Source organism: Streptomyces sp. NPDC006326, from assembly GCF_040612915.1.
GTDB lineage: Bacteria > Actinomycetota > Actinomycetes > Streptomycetales > Streptomycetaceae > Streptomyces.
The window spans coordinates 61800-76778 of sequence record NZ_JBEXRC010000027.1 but is presented as its reverse complement, the minus strand read 5'-3'; the positions used below and the strand labels follow the sequence as shown (position 1 = coordinate 76778).

Here is a 14979-nt window from a genome sequence, read left to right as displayed (position 1 = left end):
TACGTTCGGGGCGTGGGAGAACATCGGATGGTGGTACGGGAGGCCCCCGCGGGGGCCGGGGAAAAGCCGCGCGGCGCCGTCGTGCGCGATGCGCTCGGCGTCGGGGTGGCCGTCGGGCTCTCCGGGTTCGCGTTCGGGGCGACCGCGGCCGGAGCCGGGATCAGCGTGCTCCAGGCCTGCGTGCTGAGCCTGCTCGTGTTCACCGGCGCCTCGCAGTTCGCGCTGGTCGGGGCACTGGCCGCGGGGGGCAGTCCGTACACCGCCGCCGCCGGGGCCTTCTTCCTCGGGACGCGCAACGCCTTCTACGGGCTGCGGCTTTCGCAGCTGCTCGCGCTGCCCCGGCCGCTGCGCCCCCTCGCCGCGCACTGGGTGATCGACGAGACCACCGCCGTGGCCCTGGCGCAGCCGGACCGCAGGTCGGCGCGGCTCGGGTTCACCGTGACCGGCCTGAGCCTCTACCTGCTGTGGAACCTCACCACCCTGCTCGGCGTGCTCGGTGCCGAGGCCCTCGGGGACACCGGCGCGTGGGGGCTGGACGCGGCCGGGCCAGCCGTCTTCCTCGCCCTCCTCGCGCCGATGGTGAAGACCGCCACCGAGCGGGCGGTCGCCGCGCTCGCGCTCGTCCTCGGTCTGGGCCTGCTGCCCGTGCTGCCCGCCGGGCTGCCCGTGCTCGTCGCCGCCCTCGCCGCCCCCCTGATCCTCTGGCTGAAGGGACGCCGGCCGTGAACGTCTGGATCGGCATCGCACTGACCGTCGCCGGCTGCTACGCCCTCAAGCTCGCCGGACTGCTCGTCCCCGCCGGCGCACTGGAGCGGCCGCTCGTGCGCAGGCTCGCCGCCCTGCTCCCGGTCGCGCTGCTCGCCGCCCTCACCGCCCAGCAGACCTTCGGCGCCGGCCACGCCCTGGTGCTCGACGCCCGGGCCGCGGGCCTGGCCGCCGCCGGCCTCGCGCTGCTGCTGCGGGCGCCCTTCCTCGTCGTGGTCGGCGCCGCCGTCGTGGTCACCGCCGGGGTCCGCGCCCTGGGCGGCTAGCCGGTCCCGCCCGCCGCCGGGAGCGGGCCGCCCAGGGGCCGGCCGTACGCGCGCAGGGTCAGCAGGGCCTCCAGCGTGGCGATCGGACGCCGCTCCAGCGAGCTGCCCGGCGCCCACGCCTGGCGCCGCACCGGCCATCCGCCGTCCGCCTGCTGCTCGGCGGCCAGGAAGTCCAGCGAGCGCCTCATCTCCTCGTCCGTGAACCAGCCGCGCGCCAGCGACTCCGGCCGCCGGGCGACGTCGTGGGGGTACAACCGCTCGCCGGGGGCGTAGCCGGCGGGAAGCGGGTACTCGTGCCGGCGCCGCGGGTCGAGCACGACCAGCCGCTGCTCGCGCACCAGCCGCCCCAGCCGGTCCGCCGCCGCCACCGCCCGGGCCCGGTCGGGGGCGCCGTCCAGGAAGGCCACCGCGCTCTGGACCTCGTACGGATGCGAGCGCCGCATGCCCTCGACCCGGTCCCAGCAGAAGTCGGTGGCCCGGAACAGCCAGGCGTGCCAGATCCGGTTGCGGTGCAGCAGGCCGACGACCGGGCCCGTGACCAGCAGTTCGCCCGGCGGGTCGTCGTACACCGGGTGGTACGGGGCCGCGGGGTGGCCGGCCGGGGCCGGGAGCAGCACCGGCAGGGCGCCGTCCCCGGTGGAGACCCGGGTCAGGTGGCGGCAGAGCCGCTCGATGCGCTGCCCGGCGCAGCGGCCGAGGCTGTCCAGGACCCGCAGGGCGTGGGCGGTGTGCAGCGGCTGGCTGAGCGGACCGCGCAGATCCGGATCAAGGGCGTGGCCGTAGCCGCCGTCGGCGTTGAGGTACGAGCCGAGGGCGGTGTCCACCGGGTCCGCGTCGCCGCCGAGGAAGTGGAACGCGAACCGCCGCTGCTCCAGGACCCGGGCCGTGAGCCAGATGAACTGCTCGGCCCGGGCCAGTGCGGTCAGCGGGGAAGCTTCGTCTCCAGGCATGCGTGAAACCGTAGGGCGCCCCCACGGGCGGAGGGAGGACGAACCGGAGCGGTGCACTCTCCCGGGGCGGGATACTGAACGCATGCGGTTGACGATTTTCTGGGAGCGGATGGCCGAACACTTCGGCGCCGCCTACGCCGACTCCTTCGCGCGCGACCACGTCATGGCCGAGCTCGGCGGACTCACCGTCCTCCAGGCGCTCGACGCGGGCTGGGAGACCAAGGACGTGTGGCGCGCGGTGTGTTCGGCGATGGACGTACCGGCCTCGCTGCGCTGACGGCGCCGCCGGCGTCCGCGGGCGGCTTCGCCGGGGGCGGCGGGTGGGCCAGACTGGCTCGGTGGCACCCACTGACGAGACGACGACACCGACGCCCGGCCCCGCCGGAGCACCCGGCCCCGAAGCCCCCGAAGCCCCCGACGCCCCTGACCGGCCGGAGGGGCAGCCGGCCGGGCCGGCCGCGCGCGGTGCGCAGGCGCGGCCGCACGGGTCGGCCCCGGGCCGCCCGTCGGTGCCCCGGCCCGGCGAGGGCTCGCCCGGCGAGGTCCCGCCCGGCGGGAGCCCGCCCGGGCCGGCGCCCGCCGGCGCGCGCATGCCGCGCTGGCTGCCGCGCGCCGTCGTCCTCGTCCTGGCCCTGATCGCCTGCTTCCAGCTCGGCAGCTGGGCCTTCCACCAGCTGACCGGGCTGCTGATCAACATCCTGATCGCGTTCTTCCTCGCCCTCGCGATCGAGCCCGCGGTGTCCCGGATGGCGGCCCGCGGCATGCGCCGCGGGCTGGCCACTTTCCTGGTCTTCCTCGGGGTGTTCGCCGCCTCCGCGGGTTTCGTCGTGCTGCTCGGCTCGATACTCGCCGGGCAGATCGTCGCCATGGTCGAGGGCTTCCCCCGCTATCTCGACTCGGTGATCGACTCGATCAACGGGACCTTCCACACCCAGCTGTCCCGGCTGGCGATCCAGGACAGCCTGCTCCACTCGGACTGGCTGCAGAAGTACGTCCAGAACAGCGCGAGCGGCGTGCTCGACGTGTCCGCCACCGTCCTCGGCGGACTGTTCCGGCTGCTGACGATCGGGCTCTTCTCCTTCTACTTCGCCGCCGACGGGCCGCGGCTGCGGCGCGCGCTGTGCTCCGTCCTGCCGCCCGCGAAGCAGTCGGAGGTGCTGCGCGCCTGGGAGATCGCCGTCGCCAAGACCGGCGGGTACCTCTACTCCCGGGGACTGATGGCGCTGGTCTCGGGGATCGCGCACTACGTCGTCTTCGCGGTGCTCGACGTGCCGTACGCGCCCGCGCTCGCGGTGTGGGTGGGGCTGGTCTCCCAGTTCATCCCCACCATCGGCACCTACCTGGCGGGCGCGCTGCCGATGCTGATCGCCTTCGCGGTCGATCCCTGGTACGCGCTGTACGTCCTCGGGTTCGTGGTCGTCTACCAGCAGTTCGAGAACTACCTCCTGCAGCCCAAGCTGACCGCGCGGACGGTCGACATCCACCCGGCGGTGGCCTTCGGCTCGGTCATCGCCGGCACCGCCCTGCTGGGCGCGGTCGGGGCGCTCATCGCGATCCCGGCCGTCGCCACCCTCCAGGCCTTCCTCGGGGCGTACGTGAAGCGGTACGCCCTGACGGAAGGGGCGGCCCGGGACGGCGCTACTGCGGAGCGTCCGCGCCGAGTACGGCTGCCACGGCTTCGGTGACCGTGGCCTCGGCGGCGGCCTTGTCCATGCCGAGGCCGCTCAGGATGCCGTCGCCGTCCTCCATTTCGAGGAGGCCGAGCAGGATGTGCTCGGTGCCCACGTAGGCGTGGCCGAGGCGCAGCGCCTCGCGGAAGGTCAGCTCCAGGGCCTTCTTCGCGGCCGCGTCGAAGGGCACGAGGGCGGGGAGCTCCGCGGCCGCCGGGGGCAGCGCGGCGGTCGCCGCGCTCCGCACGGCGTCGGGGTCGATGCCCTGGGCGCGCAGCGCGAGGCCGGCGAAGGACTCGGGCTCGGCGAGCAGGCCGAGGACGAGGTGTTCGGTGCGGATCTCGGTGTTGCCGGCCGCGCGGGCCTCGTTCTGGGCGGTGACCACGACGTTGCGGGCGCGGTCGGTGAAGCGCGCGAAGCCCTGGGCGGCGTCCATCTCCTGGGCGCCGTCGCCCTTGTCGGCCTTGGGGACGAAGCGCTTCTGGGCGGCCTGGCGGGTGACGCCCATGCTGCGGCCGATGTCCGTCCAGGAGGCGCCGGACCGGCGGGCCTGGTCGACGAAGTGCCCGATGAGGTGGTCGGCCACGTCGCCGAGGTGCTCGGCGGCGACGACGGCGCTGCTGAGCTGCTCCAGGGCGTCGGTGTGGGCCTTCTTGACCGCCTCGATGAGCTCGTCGAGGCGGACCGGATGGGTCATACGAACGGGTTCCACGGAAGGGTTCGTCATGGGTGCAACCCTAGGTTGACAGTGCGCGGAGTGTCAACCGCGGGTTGTCAGTGAGTCGCGCTTGACAGGGAAATCGAACATCCATTCTGATGAGTTATCCACAGCCGAAACGGACGTGGAAGCGCATTGTCAGTGGCAGGCGTTAGCGTCAATGGCGTGAAGCGATCGACTCAAGCAAACCGGGTGGAACCCATGGCAGGCACCGACCGCGAGAAGGCCCTCGACGCCGCGCTCGCACAGATTGAACGGCAATTCGGCAAGGGTGCCGTGATGCGGCTCGGCGACAAGCCGAACGACCCCATCGACGTCATCCCCACCGGGTCGACCGCGCTGGACATCGCCCTGGGCGTCGGCGGACTGCCCCGCGGCCGTGTCGTGGAGGTGTACGGGCCGGAGTCCTCCGGTAAGACGACCCTCACCCTGCACGCCGTGGCCAATGCGCAGAAGGCCGGCGGGACGGTGGCCTTCGTCGACGCCGAGCACGCGCTCGACCCCGAGTACGCCAAGGCCCTGGGCGTCGACACCGACAACCTCATCCTCTCCCAGCCGGACACCGGCGAGCAGGCGCTGGAGATCGTGGACATGCTGGTCCGCTCCGGTGCGCTCGACCTGATCGTCATCGACTCCGTGGCCGCGCTCGTGCCGCGTGCGGAGATCGAGGGTGAGATGGGCGACAGCCACGTGGGTCTCCAGGCCCGTCTGATGAGCCAGGCGCTGCGCAAGATCACCGGTGCGCTCAACCAGTCGAAGACCACCGCGATCTTCATCAACCAGCTCCGCGAGAAGATCGGTGTGATGTTCGGCTCGCCGGAGACCACCACCGGTGGCCGCGCACTGAAGTTCTACGCCTCGGTGCGCATCGACATCCGCCGCATCGAGACCCTGAAGGACGGCACGGAGGCGGTCGGCAACCGCACCCGCTGCAAGGTCGTGAAGAACAAGGTCGCGCCGCCGTTCAAGCAGGCCGAGTTCGACATCCTCTACGGCCAGGGCATCAGCCGCGAGGGCGGCCTGATCGACATGGGCGTGGAGCACGGCTTCATCCGCAAGGCCGGCGCCTGGTACACGTACGAGGGCGACCAGCTGGGCCAGGGCAAGGAGAACGCCCGCAACTTCCTGAAGGACAACCCCGACCTCGCCAACGAGATCGAGCGGAAGATCAAGGAGAAGCTGGGCGTGGGCGTGCGCAAGGACGCCGACGCCGAGGAGGCGGGCGCCGCCCCCGCCGCTGCGGATGCCGCCGCCGTGCCGGTCCCCGCGTCGAAGGCCAAGACGACGGCCAAGGCCGCCGTGGCCAAGAGCTGACCCGTGCGGGAGCAGGAAAGGGGCGGCGCAGGCGGCCGCGAAGGCCGCCAGGACCTGCCGCCCCAGAGTCCCGAGGAGCAGGCGCGGGCGATCTGCCTGCGCCTGCTCACCGGGATGCCGCGCACCCGGCGCCAGCTCGCGGACGCCCTGGCCAAGCGGGGCATTCCCGAGGAGGTGTCGCAGGAGGTCCTCTCCCGGTTCGAGGAGGTGGGCCTGATCGACGACGCCGCCTTCGCCGGGGCCTGGGTGGAGTCCCGGCACCGCGGCCGGGGTCTCGCCCGCCGGGCACTCGCCCAGGAGCTGCGCACCAAGGGCGTGCACGCCACCCTCGTCGAGGAGGCGCTCGGACAGCTGGACTCCGAACAGGAGGAGCAGACCGCCCGGGAGCTCGTCGAGCGGAAGCTCCGCACCACCCGGGGCCTGGAGCGGGACAAGCGCATCAGACGCCTCGCCGGGATGCTCGCCCGCAAGGGGTACCCGGAGGGCATGGCCCTGCGGGTGGTCCGGCGGGCGCTGGAAGCGGAGGGCGAGGACACGGAGGACCTCGGGTACCCGGGAGGCTGACCGCCGCCGGGTGGCCCGGGGGCGGGGGAGCCCCCGGGTGCCGTTGACCGGTGGGGAACAGCGTCAGCTGATGAAGAGCCCTCAGATGAGGGGAAGCCCTGCGGCCTTCCAGGCCTGGAAGCCGCCGATCAGGTCCGTGGCCCGGTGGAGCCCCAGCGCATGGAGCGAGGCCGCCGCCAGCGAGGACGCGTACCCCTCGTTGCAGATCACCACCACCCGCAGGTCGTGCGAAGTGGCCTGCGGCGCGCGATGGGAGCCCTGGGGGTCCAGGCGCCACTCCAGCTCGTTGCGCTCGATCACCAGCGCGCCCGGGATCAGCCCGTCGCGCTCGCGCAGCGCCTGGTAGCGGATGTCCACCAGAAGGGCGTCGTCCGCCAGGAACGCGGCACGGGCCTCGGCCGCGGTGATGCGGGAGTACGTCGTACGGACCTGCTCCAGCAGGGCGTCGATGCCGGTCGGCGCGGCGCTCACTGCCAGTCCTGCGGACGCTCGACCTGCTCCAGGGTGAGGACCTGCCCGGTCCGGCTGTAGCGGCGGATCAGCGGCAGCGGCGGGTAGTACGCGTGGACCGAGACCGCATGCTCGTCCGGGGACTCGTTCAGCACCTCGTGGACGTGGTGCTCCCCGAACGACCGGCCCCGGCCGGCATCCAGGCTCCGGCTGCGGTCCACCTCCGGCGCCAGCTCCAGGCTCCGCCACCCCTCCGAGGGCAGCCGGACCGCGAGCGAGTGCTCGGTGAGGCGGCCCCGGGCGGTGACGAACGCGCCCTGCGACTCGGCGTGGTCGTGCCAGCCGGTGCCGGTGCCCGGCGGCCAGCCGATCACCCAGGCCTCGCTGCCACCCGGCCCCTCCAGCCGGATCCACGTACGGCCCTGCGGATCCAGGGGAAGCGAGTCGACGACGGCCGGGTCGGCAGCCGTGCGGAGGGCGAAGTCGAGGAGTTCGGCGGCCGTCACGGGGACGGCGCGAGCAGGGGCAGGGGCAGGGGCAGGGGCAGGCGCAGGGGCGTGCGGGGGCACGGGCGTGGGCATGGAGATGACCGTCCTGGGGGTTCGCGAACGTGCGCGCGGAGCGCGGAGGAAGGGCGAATCAGCAGGAAGGGCGACACACGCAGCCCGCATAGCGGAGCAGGTCCATATGGACCCTCCGCCACAGGCGCACGTCGTTGCCGGTCATGTCGGCGAGTGAAGCACGGAGACGCAAGGCCGTCAATCGATCACGGCCGAAGTGTCGTGGAGGACTCCTGGAGCGAGGCGGGCGCGCCCATGCGCACCGCGTCGGCCGCCTCGTACAGCTCTGCCGGCCGGACCCCCGCGAAGGTGGCGGCGAGGTGCCCGTCGGGCCGGACCAGCAGGACGGTGTGCGCCGCCGCCCCCGGGTAGCCGTCCGCGACCAGCAGTTCCGTGCGCACCGGAAGGGCGCTCACCGCCGCCGCGAGCCGGGGCATCAGCCCCGCGCCCAGCCAGTGCCGCCGGTCCCAGACACCGGTGCCGGGAGCGACCAGCACCACCAGCAGGCGGCCCCGCCCCAGCAGGTCCCGCAGCGGCACGGTCGACCCGTCGGGAGCGGTCACCGCGACGTTCGCCACGGGCCCGCCCGGTTCGGTGGCGGTGGGGACCTCGCGCACGGCGACCGGCGGGGCGTACGCGGGCTCCGCGCCCAGTGATCCCCGGCCCAGGTGGCCGTCGGTGAGCAGGAGTTCGCCGGCGCGGGCGGTGCCGGGCAGCAGGGTCCGCAGGCCGCCTCCGCCGCGCAGCACCGGCATCGCCTGGTCGGCGGCGCGCAGCCGGGCCGCGACCGCCCGGCGCCGTTCGTCCTCGTAGCTGTCGAGCAGCGCCTCGGAAGCCCCCTGGTGCCAGGCCAGGGCGAGCTTCCAGGCCAGGTTCTCGGCGTCGCGGAGCCCCTCCTCGACGCCCTGGGTGCCGAGCGCGCCCAGCAGGTGGGCGGCGTCCCCGGCGAGGAAGGCACGGCCGTCCCGCCAGCGCCGGGCGAGCCGGTGGTGCAGCGTGTGGACACCGGTGTCGATGAGGTCGTACGGGGGAGTGGTGCCCCCGCACCAGGAGGCCAGGGTGTCCCGGACGAGGGTGACCAGCGTGTCGGGGGTGACCAGGTCGCCGCGGGCCGGGAGCAGCCAGTCCAGCCGCCACACCCCGTCGGGCAGGGGGCGGGCGATGGTCTCCCGGGGCGGGTCGCGGTGCAGCAGGGCCTCGCCGGGCCAGGGGAGTTCGGTGCGCAGCGCCGCCACGGCGTGCCGTTCCACGGCGGTGCGGCCGGGGAAGCGGATGCCGAGCAGTTTGCGGACGGTGGAGCGGGCCCCGTCGCAGCCGACCAGGTGGCTGCCGCGCCACCAGGTGGTCTCGGCGCCGAGGGTGTGCGCGGTGATCCCGTGGTCGTCCTGCTCCAGCAGGTCCAGTCGGCTGTCGGTGACCAGCTGGACCAGCGGGTGCGCGGTGGCCGCGTGGCGCAGCCCGCGCGTGAGGGCGTGCTGCGGGACGTGCAGCGGGGCGGGGCCGTCCTCGAAGGTGGTGCGCCGGGTGTCCCGGCCGCGCCGCATGCGCCAGGCCGCGTAGTACGCGCCCTCGTCGCGCAGGGTCGTACAGCCCAGCCGGTGCACCATGGCCGCGGTGTCGGCGTGCAGGACGACCGTACGGGCCGGTCGTGGTTCGTCCTTCCCGGGCCCCTCGTCGAGCAGCACGGAGGGCACGCCCTGGCCGGCCAGGGCGAGGGACAGGGACAGTCCGACCGGGCCCGCGCCGACGACGATCACCGGGTCCATGATGCGGCTCCCGATGTCCGGTATGTGATCACAGAACGTATGCAACCCACTGGAGGTGCCTGCGTCAAGTGACGCCGGTCCCGAGCATGCGTGTGGTGCGGCGGATGAGTTCCGCCGCACCACATGTGCCACGCCAGTGTACTGACCGGGCGTCAGGGCCCCGCGTACGGGGAGGGACGCCTCAGGGGGCCTCGCCCACGCCGGCCGCTCCGCCCGCGTCGACCTCGGCCACGTCCCCGGCGACGAACGCCCCGGTGCCCTTCTGGGACCTGCGCAGCCGGCCTTCGAGCCAGGAGGCGAAGGTGGTGAGCGCGAAGTTCACGAGGATGAACAGCAGCGCGATCACGACGAGGGTCGCGATGGTGTTGCTGTAGTTCGCCGAGATCTGCCGGTTCATCGAGAGCAGCTCGCCGAGACCGAGCACCGCGCCGCCGATGGCGGTGTCCTTCAGGATGACCACGAGCTGGCTGACCAGGGCCGGCAGCATCGCCGTCACGGCCTGCGGGACCAGGACGTACGTCATGATCTGGCCCTTGCGCATGCCGATCGCCTTGGCCGCGTCGGTCTGGCCCCGCGGCAGCGACCGGATGCCGGCCACGACGATCTCGGCGATGACCGCGGAGTTGTACAGGACCAGACCGGTGACCACCGCGTACAGCGGCCGCAGCTCGGAGCTGACGGTGCTGAAGCGCACGTACAGCGCGGAGCCGAACAGCATCAGCATCAGCACCGGAATGGCGCGGAAGAACTCGACCCAGGCGCCCACGGGGATCCGGACCCACCGGTGGTCGGAGAGCCGGCCGATCCCGAGGACCGCACCCAGCGGCAGCGCGATGACCATGGCGATGAGGCCGGCCTTCAGCGTCTCGCCGAGCCCCGGCAGCAGGAAGGTCGTCCAGACCTCCCCGTCGGTGACGAACGGGCTCCACTTGTCGGCGTCGAGCTGGTTCTTGTCGGCCATGGTGGCCAGGACCCACCACATCGCCAGGCCGAACACGACCAGGAAGGCTGCCGTGTAGATCCAGTTGCGCGCCCTGGCCTTGGGGCCGGGGGTGTCGTACAGCACGGAACTCATCGCTTCACCGCCACTCGCTTGGACACCCAGCCCAGCAGCAGGCCGGTGGGCAGGGTCAGCAGGACGAAGCCGAAGGCGAAGATCCCGAAGACCGCGAAGAGCGCCTGCGGCTCGTTCTCGATCATTTCCTTCATCAGCAGGGCCGCTTCGGCCACGCCGATGGCCGCCGCCACCGTGGTGTTCTTGGTGAGGGCGATCAGTACGTTGGTGAGCGGTGCGATGACCGCCCGGAAGGCCTGGGGGAGCACGATCAGCGTGAGCACCTGGAAGAAGCTCAGGCCCAGCGCGCGGGCGGCTTCGGCCTGGCCCACGGGCACCGTGTTGATGCCCGAGCGCAGCGCCTCGCAGACGAAGGTGCCGGTGTAGGCGACGAAGCCCAGGACCGCGAGCCGGAAGCCGATCTCCTTGAACGTGCCGCCGCCGAGCGCGATGCCGAGGGTCTGGTTCAGACCCAGCGAGCAGCCGATGATGATGACGGTCAGCGGGGTGTTGCGCACGATGTTGACGTACGCGGTGCCGAAGCCCCGCATCAGCGGGACGGGGCTGACCCGCATCCCGGCCAGGACGGTCCCCCAGACCAGGGAGCCGGCCGCCGAGTAGAGGGTGAGCTGAACCGTCACCCAGAAGGCTCCGAGCACGTCGTACTGCCCGGAATTAAGAAAGTCGAACACGTTGCCCTGCGCTCTCCCCAGGATGGCCGGTGAGGTGTGCCGCCGCCCCAGGCGGGCGGGCGGCGACACCCCTCACCGATGAATCAGCTGCCTTCGGTGATCTGCGGGGCCGGCTCGGCCTTGTAGCCGGCGGGGCCGAAGTTCTTGTCCACGGCCTTCTGCCAGGAGCCGTCCGCGACCATCTTCTTGAGCGCGGCGTTCACCTTGGTCTGCAGCTCGGTGTCGCCCTTCTTCAGGCCGATGCCGTACGGCTCGTCGCTCAGCTTCAGGCCGACGAGCTTGAACTTGCCCTTGTTCTTCTCCTGCGCGGCGTAGCCGGCCAGGATCGAGTCGTCCGTGGTCAGCGCGTCGAGAGCCTTGTTCTCCAGGCCGGTCAGGCACTCGGAGTAACCCGGGTTCTGCTGGAGGTCGGCGTCGGGGGCCAGCTTGGTCTTGACGTTCTGCGCCGAGGTGGAGCCGGTGACGGAGCAGAGCTTCTTCTTGTTGAGGTCCTCGGCCTTGGTGATCGAGGTGTCGTCGGCGCGGACCAGCAGGTCCTGGTGGGCCAGGAAGTACGGGCCGGCGAAGTCGACCTTCGCCTTGCGCTTGTCGTTGATCGTGTAGGTGGCGACGACCAGCTTCACGTCCCCGTTGGCGATCAGGTTCTCGCGCTCGGAGCTGATGGCCTGCTTGAACTCGATCTGGTCCGGCTGGTAGCCGAGCTCCTTGGCGACGTAGGTCGCCACGTCGACGTCGAAGCCCGAGAACTTGCCGTCGGGGGTCTTGAGGCCCAGACCCGGCTGGTCGAACTTGATGCCGATGACGATCTTGTCCTTGCCGCCGGACGCGCCACCGTCACTGCTCGCCTTGTCGCTGCTGCCGCCGCAGGCGGTCGCGGTCAGGGCGAGGACTGCGGCCACGGCTGCGGCCGCGCCGGCCTTGAAAACCTTCATCATGAACTTCCCTCGGATGAGACGTTGTTGGACGACGAGCGACACGTAGCTCTGAGCCGCCACCGGATCACTACCAGACAAGAACGTCAGTGGTGCAGGATCTTCGAAAGGAAGTCCTTGGCGCGGTCACTGCGCGGGTTGCTGAAGAACTGCTCGGGCGCGGCCTCTTCGACGATCTTTCCGTCGGCCATGAAGACGACCCGATTGGCCGCAGAGCGGGCGAAGCCCATCTCGTGCGTGACGACGACCATCGTCATCCCGTCCCGGGCGAGCTGCTGCATGACCTCCAGCACCTCGTTGATCATTTCCGGGTCGAGCGCCGACGTCGGCTCGTCGAACAGCATCACCTTGGGGTCCATGGCCAGCGCACGGGCGATCGCCACGCGCTGCTGCTGGCCGCCGGACAACTGGGCGGGGTACTTGTCGGCCTGCGAGCCGACACCCACCCGGTCCAGCAGCGACCGGGCCTTCTCCAGGGCGGCCGCCTGGTCCGTCTTGCGGACCTTGAGCTGACCCAGCATCACGTTCTGCAGCACGGTCTTGTGCGCGAACAGGTTGAAGGACTGGAAGACCATGCCGACGTCGGCCCGAAGCCTCGCCAGTTCCCGCCCCTCCGACGGCAGTTCCTTGCCGTCGACCGTGATGGAGCCGGAGTCGATCGTCTCCAGGCGGTTGATGGTCCGGCACAGCGTGGACTTGCCCGATCCCGAGGGACCGATCACCACGACGACCTCACCGCGGGCAATGCTCAGATTGATGTCCTGAAGCACGTGCAGCGCGCCGAAGTGCTTGTTGACGTTGCTCAGTACGACCAGGTCGTCCGCGGTGCCGGCCGCGTCCTGCACGTCCTTGGTCACTGATACTCCGCTCATCGGCCTCTTGCTCCGTCCTCCTCGGTTGGGAGGACAGTAGTGACGAGACGTGCACAGCGTCATCACATCTGAGGGAGAATTGAGCATAACGATAGGGACTCGCACCGATACGCTCCGTACGCGCGGCCGCGGCGGCGGCGCCGTACTCGTACCGGGTGCGTAACGGAAGGCCCGCCGGGCCGGGCCCCCCCTTGACGTGGGCCTCTTCTTCGGCGTGGATGCATGGTGGCCCTGACCACGGCCATTGATCAGAAGGAAAGCAGGAACGGGGGACGCCATGAGACTGCTGCTCGTCGAGGACGACGACCACGTTGCCGCCGCCCTGTCCGCGATCCTGGCCCGGCACGGCTTCCAGGTGACCCACGCCCGCAGCGGCGAGGAGGCCCTGCAGGCGCTGCTGCCCGCCGGCGCGCCGCCCTTCGGTGTCGTCCTGCTCGACCTGGGCCTTCCCGACCAGGACGGGTACGAGGTGTGCGGCAAGATCCGCAAGCGGACCTCGACGCCCGTGATCATGGTGACCGCCCGCTCCGACGTGCGCTCCCGCATCCACGGCCTCAACATGGGGGCCGACGACTACGTCGTCAAGCCCTACGACACCGGCGAGCTCCTGGCCCGCATCCACGCCGTCGCCCGGCGCACCGGCACCGCCGAGGAGGCCGCCGCCGGCACCGGTGCGCCCGCCGTGGTCCGGCTCGGCCCGGTCCGCATCGAACTGCCCACCCGCCGGGTCAGCGTGGACGGCGCCGACGTGCCGCTGACCCGCAAGGAATTCGACCTGCTGGCCCTGCTCGCGCAGCGGCCCGGGGTGGTCTTCCGGCGCGAGCAGATCATCAGCGAGGTGTGGCGCACCAGCTGGGAGGGGACCGGGCGGACCCTGGAGGTCCACGTCGCCTCCTTGCGCTCCAAGCTGCGCATGCCCGCCCTGATCGAGACCGTCCGCGGGGTGGGCTACCGGCTCGTCACCCCCACCGCCCCCTAGCGGACCGCTGCCGTGCGCGCCCGACTGCTCCCGCTGCTCGTCGTCCTGATGGCGGGCGTCCTGCTCGCCCTCGGCTTCCCGCTCGCCGTCAGCCTGGCCGCGGGGCAGCAGCAGCGGGTGGTGGTCGACCGGATCGACGACAGTGCCCGCTTCGCCGCCCTCGCGCAGTTCGTCATCGACGCCGAGGGATCCGGGTCCACCGGCGCCGCCGACCGCCGCGAGACCCTCAAGCAGGAGCTCGCCCGCTATCAGGAGCTGTACGGGATCCGCGTCGGCATCTTCTACCGCGACGACAACGACATGGCGCGGGCGCCGGGCTGGTGGCAGGTCCCGGAGAGCGGCGAGGGACGGCGGGCCTTCGAGGAGGCGCTCGCCGGGCGGCGCAGCCACGACCCGGCCCAGGTGTGGCCCTGGCAGACCCACGGCAAACTCCTCGTCGCCTCACCGGTGGTCCTCGACGGCGACGTGGTCGCCGTCGTCGTCACCGAGTCGCCCACCGACCAGATGCGGGCCCGGATCCTGCGGGGCTGGCTGCTCATCCTCGGCGGGCTCGCCGCCGCCATGCTCCTCGCGTTCGGGGCCGCCCTGCGGCTCACCAGCTGGGTGCTCAAGCCCGTCCGCACCCTGGACGCCGCCGCCCACGGCATCGCCACCGGGCGGATGAACTCCCGTGTCGCCGCCTCCGGCGGTCCGCCGGAACTCAGACGCCTCGCCCGCTCGTTCAACGAGATGGCCGACAACGTGGAAGAGGTGCTGGAGCAGCAGCGGGCGTTCGTCGCCGACGCCTCCCACCAGCTGCGCAATCCGCTCGCGGCGCTGCTCCTGCGGATCGAGCTGCTCGCCCTCGAACTGCCCGAGGGGAACGAGGAGATCGCCTCGGTGCGCACCGAGGGCAAGCGGCTCGCCCAGGTCCTCGACGACCTGCTGGACCTGGCGCTGGCCGAGCACACCTCCGCCGAGCTCAGCCTCACCGACATCGCGGAGCTGACCGCCGAACGGGTCGCCGCCTGGCGCCCCCTGGCCGAGGAGAAGGGGGTCCGGCTCACCGAGGCCGGCCGCGCCGCCGTGACGGGCTGGGCCGACCCCATCGCCCTGTCCAGCGCGCTCGACGCCGTCATCGACAACGCCCTGAAGTTCACCCCCGAGGGGGAGGAGGTCGAGGTGTCGGTCGCCCCCGCCGGGTCCTTCGTGCACGTCGTCGTCGCCGACCGCGGCCCCGGTCTCACCGAGGAGGAGCTGCTCCGCGTCGGCGACCGGTTCTGGCGCAGCGGCCGCCACCAGAACATCAAGGGCTCCGGTCTCGGCCTGTCGATCTCCCGGGCCCTGCTCGCCGCGGGCGGCGGGTCCCTCTCCTACGAGAAGAACCCGCCGCACGGGCTCCGGGTGACGGTGGCCGTGCCCCGCAGCCACCCCCACGGCGGATGAGG

The 14979-nt window shown here is 72.1% G+C and carries 18 protein-coding genes; 8 read left to right on the top strand and 10 right to left on the bottom strand.

Going from position 1 to position 14979, the window contains the following annotated elements; genetic code table 11:
- Positions 1 to 27 precede the first annotated feature (27 nt).
- Entirely contained in the window at positions 28 to 726 is a 699-nt protein-coding gene (locus tag ABZ128_RS21450; protein WP_356850369.1) for an AzlC family ABC transporter permease, read from the top strand.
- Positions 723 to 1031, top strand: coding sequence for an AzlD domain-containing protein (locus ABZ128_RS21445; RefSeq protein WP_356850336.1), 309 nt, complete (start codon positions 723 to 725; stop codon positions 1029 to 1031). The genes ABZ128_RS21450 and ABZ128_RS21445 overlap by 4 nt, the downstream gene beginning before the upstream one ends.
- Here ABZ128_RS21445 and ABZ128_RS21440 read toward each other — a convergent pair.
- Positions 1028 to 1981 (bottom strand): hypothetical protein, encoded by a 954-nt coding sequence (locus tag ABZ128_RS21440; RefSeq protein WP_356850335.1) that lies wholly within the window; start codon positions 1979 to 1981, stop codon positions 1028 to 1030. The two genes, ABZ128_RS21445 and ABZ128_RS21440, sit on opposite strands and share 4 nt — an antisense overlap.
- A gap of 82 nt (positions 1982 to 2063) precedes the next feature.
- On the opposite strand from ABZ128_RS21440, the gene ABZ128_RS21435 reads away from it, so the two are divergent.
- Both ABZ128_RS21435 and ABZ128_RS21430 read left to right on the top strand, forming a co-directional pair.
- Positions 2064 to 2258 carry a DUF3046 domain-containing protein gene (locus ABZ128_RS21435; protein ID WP_356850333.1) on the top strand — a complete coding sequence of 65 codons (195 nt, stop codon included), beginning with the start codon at positions 2064 to 2066 and terminating at the stop codon, positions 2256 to 2258.
- 232 nt (positions 2259 to 2490) lie between these two features.
- Positions 2491 to 3666 (top strand): AI-2E family transporter, encoded by a 1176-nt coding sequence (locus ABZ128_RS21430; RefSeq protein WP_356850367.1) that lies wholly within the window; start codon positions 2491 to 2493, stop codon positions 3664 to 3666.
- Here the strand turns inward: ABZ128_RS21430 and ABZ128_RS21425 are convergent.
- The gene (locus ABZ128_RS21425; RefSeq protein WP_356850331.1) at positions 3620 to 4378 is read right to left on the bottom strand and encodes a Clp protease N-terminal domain-containing protein; all 759 of its coding nucleotides are present in this window, start codon (positions 4376 to 4378) and stop codon (positions 3620 to 3622) included. The genes ABZ128_RS21430 and ABZ128_RS21425 overlap by 47 nt on opposite strands.
- Positions 4379 to 4570: 192 nt before the next feature.
- Between ABZ128_RS21425 and recA the strand changes: the two genes are divergently transcribed.
- Together recA and recX are read left to right on the top strand one after the other, a co-directional pair.
- Positions 4571 to 5683: a recombinase RecA gene (gene recA / locus ABZ128_RS21420; RefSeq protein WP_356850329.1), complete on the top strand. Its 1113-nt coding sequence runs from the start codon at positions 4571 to 4573 to the stop codon at positions 5681 to 5683.
- A 3-nt stretch (positions 5684 to 5686) separates the two neighbouring features.
- A complete protein-coding gene (gene recX / locus ABZ128_RS21415; RefSeq protein ID WP_356850327.1) occupies positions 5687 to 6247 on the top strand; it encodes a recombination regulator RecX in 561 nt (186 codons plus the stop codon).
- 81 nt (positions 6248 to 6328) lie between these two features.
- On the opposite strand, the gene ABZ128_RS21410 is transcribed toward recX, so the two are convergent.
- From ABZ128_RS21410 to ABZ128_RS21375, 8 genes are all read right to left on the bottom strand, one after another.
- Positions 6329 to 6718, bottom strand: a complete 390-nt coding sequence (locus ABZ128_RS21410) for a rhodanese-like domain-containing protein (protein WP_356850326.1) — start codon at positions 6716 to 6718, stop codon at positions 6329 to 6331.
- A complete protein-coding gene (locus ABZ128_RS21405) occupies positions 6715 to 7278 on the bottom strand; it encodes a cysteine dioxygenase (RefSeq protein ID WP_356850324.1) in 564 nt (187 codons plus the stop codon). The genes ABZ128_RS21410 and ABZ128_RS21405 overlap by 4 nt, the downstream gene beginning before the upstream one ends.
- 58 nt (positions 7279 to 7336) lie before the next feature.
- On the bottom strand, positions 7337 to 7423 hold the full coding sequence (locus tag ABZ128_RS21400; protein WP_311318651.1) for a putative leader peptide: 87 nt from the start codon (positions 7421 to 7423) through the stop codon (positions 7337 to 7339).
- 40 nt (positions 7424 to 7463) lie between these two features.
- Positions 7464 to 9023, bottom strand: coding sequence for an FAD-dependent monooxygenase (locus ABZ128_RS21395; RefSeq protein ID WP_356850322.1), 1560 nt, complete (start codon positions 9021 to 9023; stop codon positions 7464 to 7466).
- Positions 9024 to 9204: 181 nt separating this feature from the next.
- A complete protein-coding gene (locus ABZ128_RS21390) occupies positions 9205 to 10098 on the bottom strand; it encodes an amino acid ABC transporter permease (protein WP_356850320.1) in 894 nt (297 codons plus the stop codon).
- Positions 10095 to 10769, bottom strand: coding sequence for an ABC transporter permease subunit (locus ABZ128_RS21385; protein WP_356850318.1), 675 nt, complete (start codon positions 10767 to 10769; stop codon positions 10095 to 10097). Before ABZ128_RS21385 ends, ABZ128_RS21390 begins: the two co-directional genes overlap by 4 nt.
- Before the next feature lie 83 nt (positions 10770 to 10852).
- Positions 10853 to 11701 (bottom strand): glutamate ABC transporter substrate-binding protein, encoded by an 849-nt coding sequence (locus tag ABZ128_RS21380; protein WP_356850366.1) that lies wholly within the window; start codon positions 11699 to 11701, stop codon positions 10853 to 10855.
- Positions 11702 to 11787: 86 nt separating this feature from the next.
- Positions 11788 to 12573, bottom strand: a complete 786-nt coding sequence (locus ABZ128_RS21375; RefSeq protein ID WP_356850316.1) for an amino acid ABC transporter ATP-binding protein — start codon at positions 12571 to 12573, stop codon at positions 11788 to 11790.
- Between the two features lie 277 nt (positions 12574 to 12850).
- Here ABZ128_RS21375 and ABZ128_RS21370 point away from each other — a divergent pair, with 277 nt between their 5' ends.
- The gene (locus tag ABZ128_RS21370) at positions 12851 to 13552 is read left to right on the top strand and encodes a response regulator transcription factor (protein ID WP_356850314.1); all 702 of its coding nucleotides are present in this window, start codon (positions 12851 to 12853) and stop codon (positions 13550 to 13552) included.
- Positions 13553 to 13564: 12 nt separating this feature from the next.
- Complete coding sequence (locus ABZ128_RS21365) at positions 13565 to 14977, top strand: HAMP domain-containing sensor histidine kinase (protein WP_356850313.1); 1413 nt, start codon at positions 13565 to 13567, stop codon at positions 14975 to 14977.
- The last annotated feature ends 2 nt before the right edge of the window (positions 14978 to 14979 follow it).

What these genes read in the sequence shown, in the direction of transcription:
- ABZ128_RS21380 (WP_356850366.1), bottom strand. Translation starts at nt 11,701, where the DNA reads ATGAAGGTTTTCAAGGCCGGCGCGGCCGCAGCCGTGGCCGCAGTCCTC.
- ABZ128_RS21425 (WP_356850331.1), bottom strand. Translation starts at nt 4,378, where the DNA reads ATGACGAACCCTTCCGTGGAACCCGTTCGTATGACCCATCCGGTCCGC.
- ABZ128_RS21375 (WP_356850316.1), bottom strand. Translation starts at nt 12,573, where the DNA reads ATGAGCGGAGTATCAGTGACCAAGGACGTGCAGGACGCGGCCGGCACC.
- ABZ128_RS21450 (WP_356850369.1), top strand. Translation starts at nt 28, where the DNA reads ATGGTGGTACGGGAGGCCCCCGCGGGGGCCGGGGAAAAGCCGCGCGGC.
- ABZ128_RS21370 (WP_356850314.1), top strand. Translation starts at nt 12,851, where the DNA reads ATGAGACTGCTGCTCGTCGAGGACGACGACCACGTTGCCGCCGCCCTG.
- ABZ128_RS21435 (WP_356850333.1), top strand. Translation starts at nt 2,064, where the DNA reads ATGCGGTTGACGATTTTCTGGGAGCGGATGGCCGAACACTTCGGCGCC.
- ABZ128_RS21405 (WP_356850324.1), bottom strand. Translation starts at nt 7,278, where the DNA reads ATGCCCACGCCCGTGCCCCCGCACGCCCCTGCGCCTGCCCCTGCCCCT.
- ABZ128_RS21390 (WP_356850320.1), bottom strand. Translation starts at nt 10,098, where the DNA reads ATGAGTTCCGTGCTGTACGACACCCCCGGCCCCAAGGCCAGGGCGCGC.
- ABZ128_RS21395 (WP_356850322.1), bottom strand. Translation starts at nt 9,023, where the DNA reads ATGGACCCGGTGATCGTCGTCGGCGCGGGCCCGGTCGGACTGTCCCTG.
- ABZ128_RS21400 (WP_311318651.1), bottom strand. Translation starts at nt 7,423, where the DNA reads ATGACCGGCAACGACGTGCGCCTGTGGCGGAGGGTCCATATGGACCTG.
- recA (WP_356850329.1), top strand. Translation starts at nt 4,571, where the DNA reads ATGGCAGGCACCGACCGCGAGAAGGCCCTCGACGCCGCGCTCGCACAG.
- ABZ128_RS21440 (WP_356850335.1), bottom strand. Translation starts at nt 1,981, where the DNA reads ATGCCTGGAGACGAAGCTTCCCCGCTGACCGCACTGGCCCGGGCCGAG.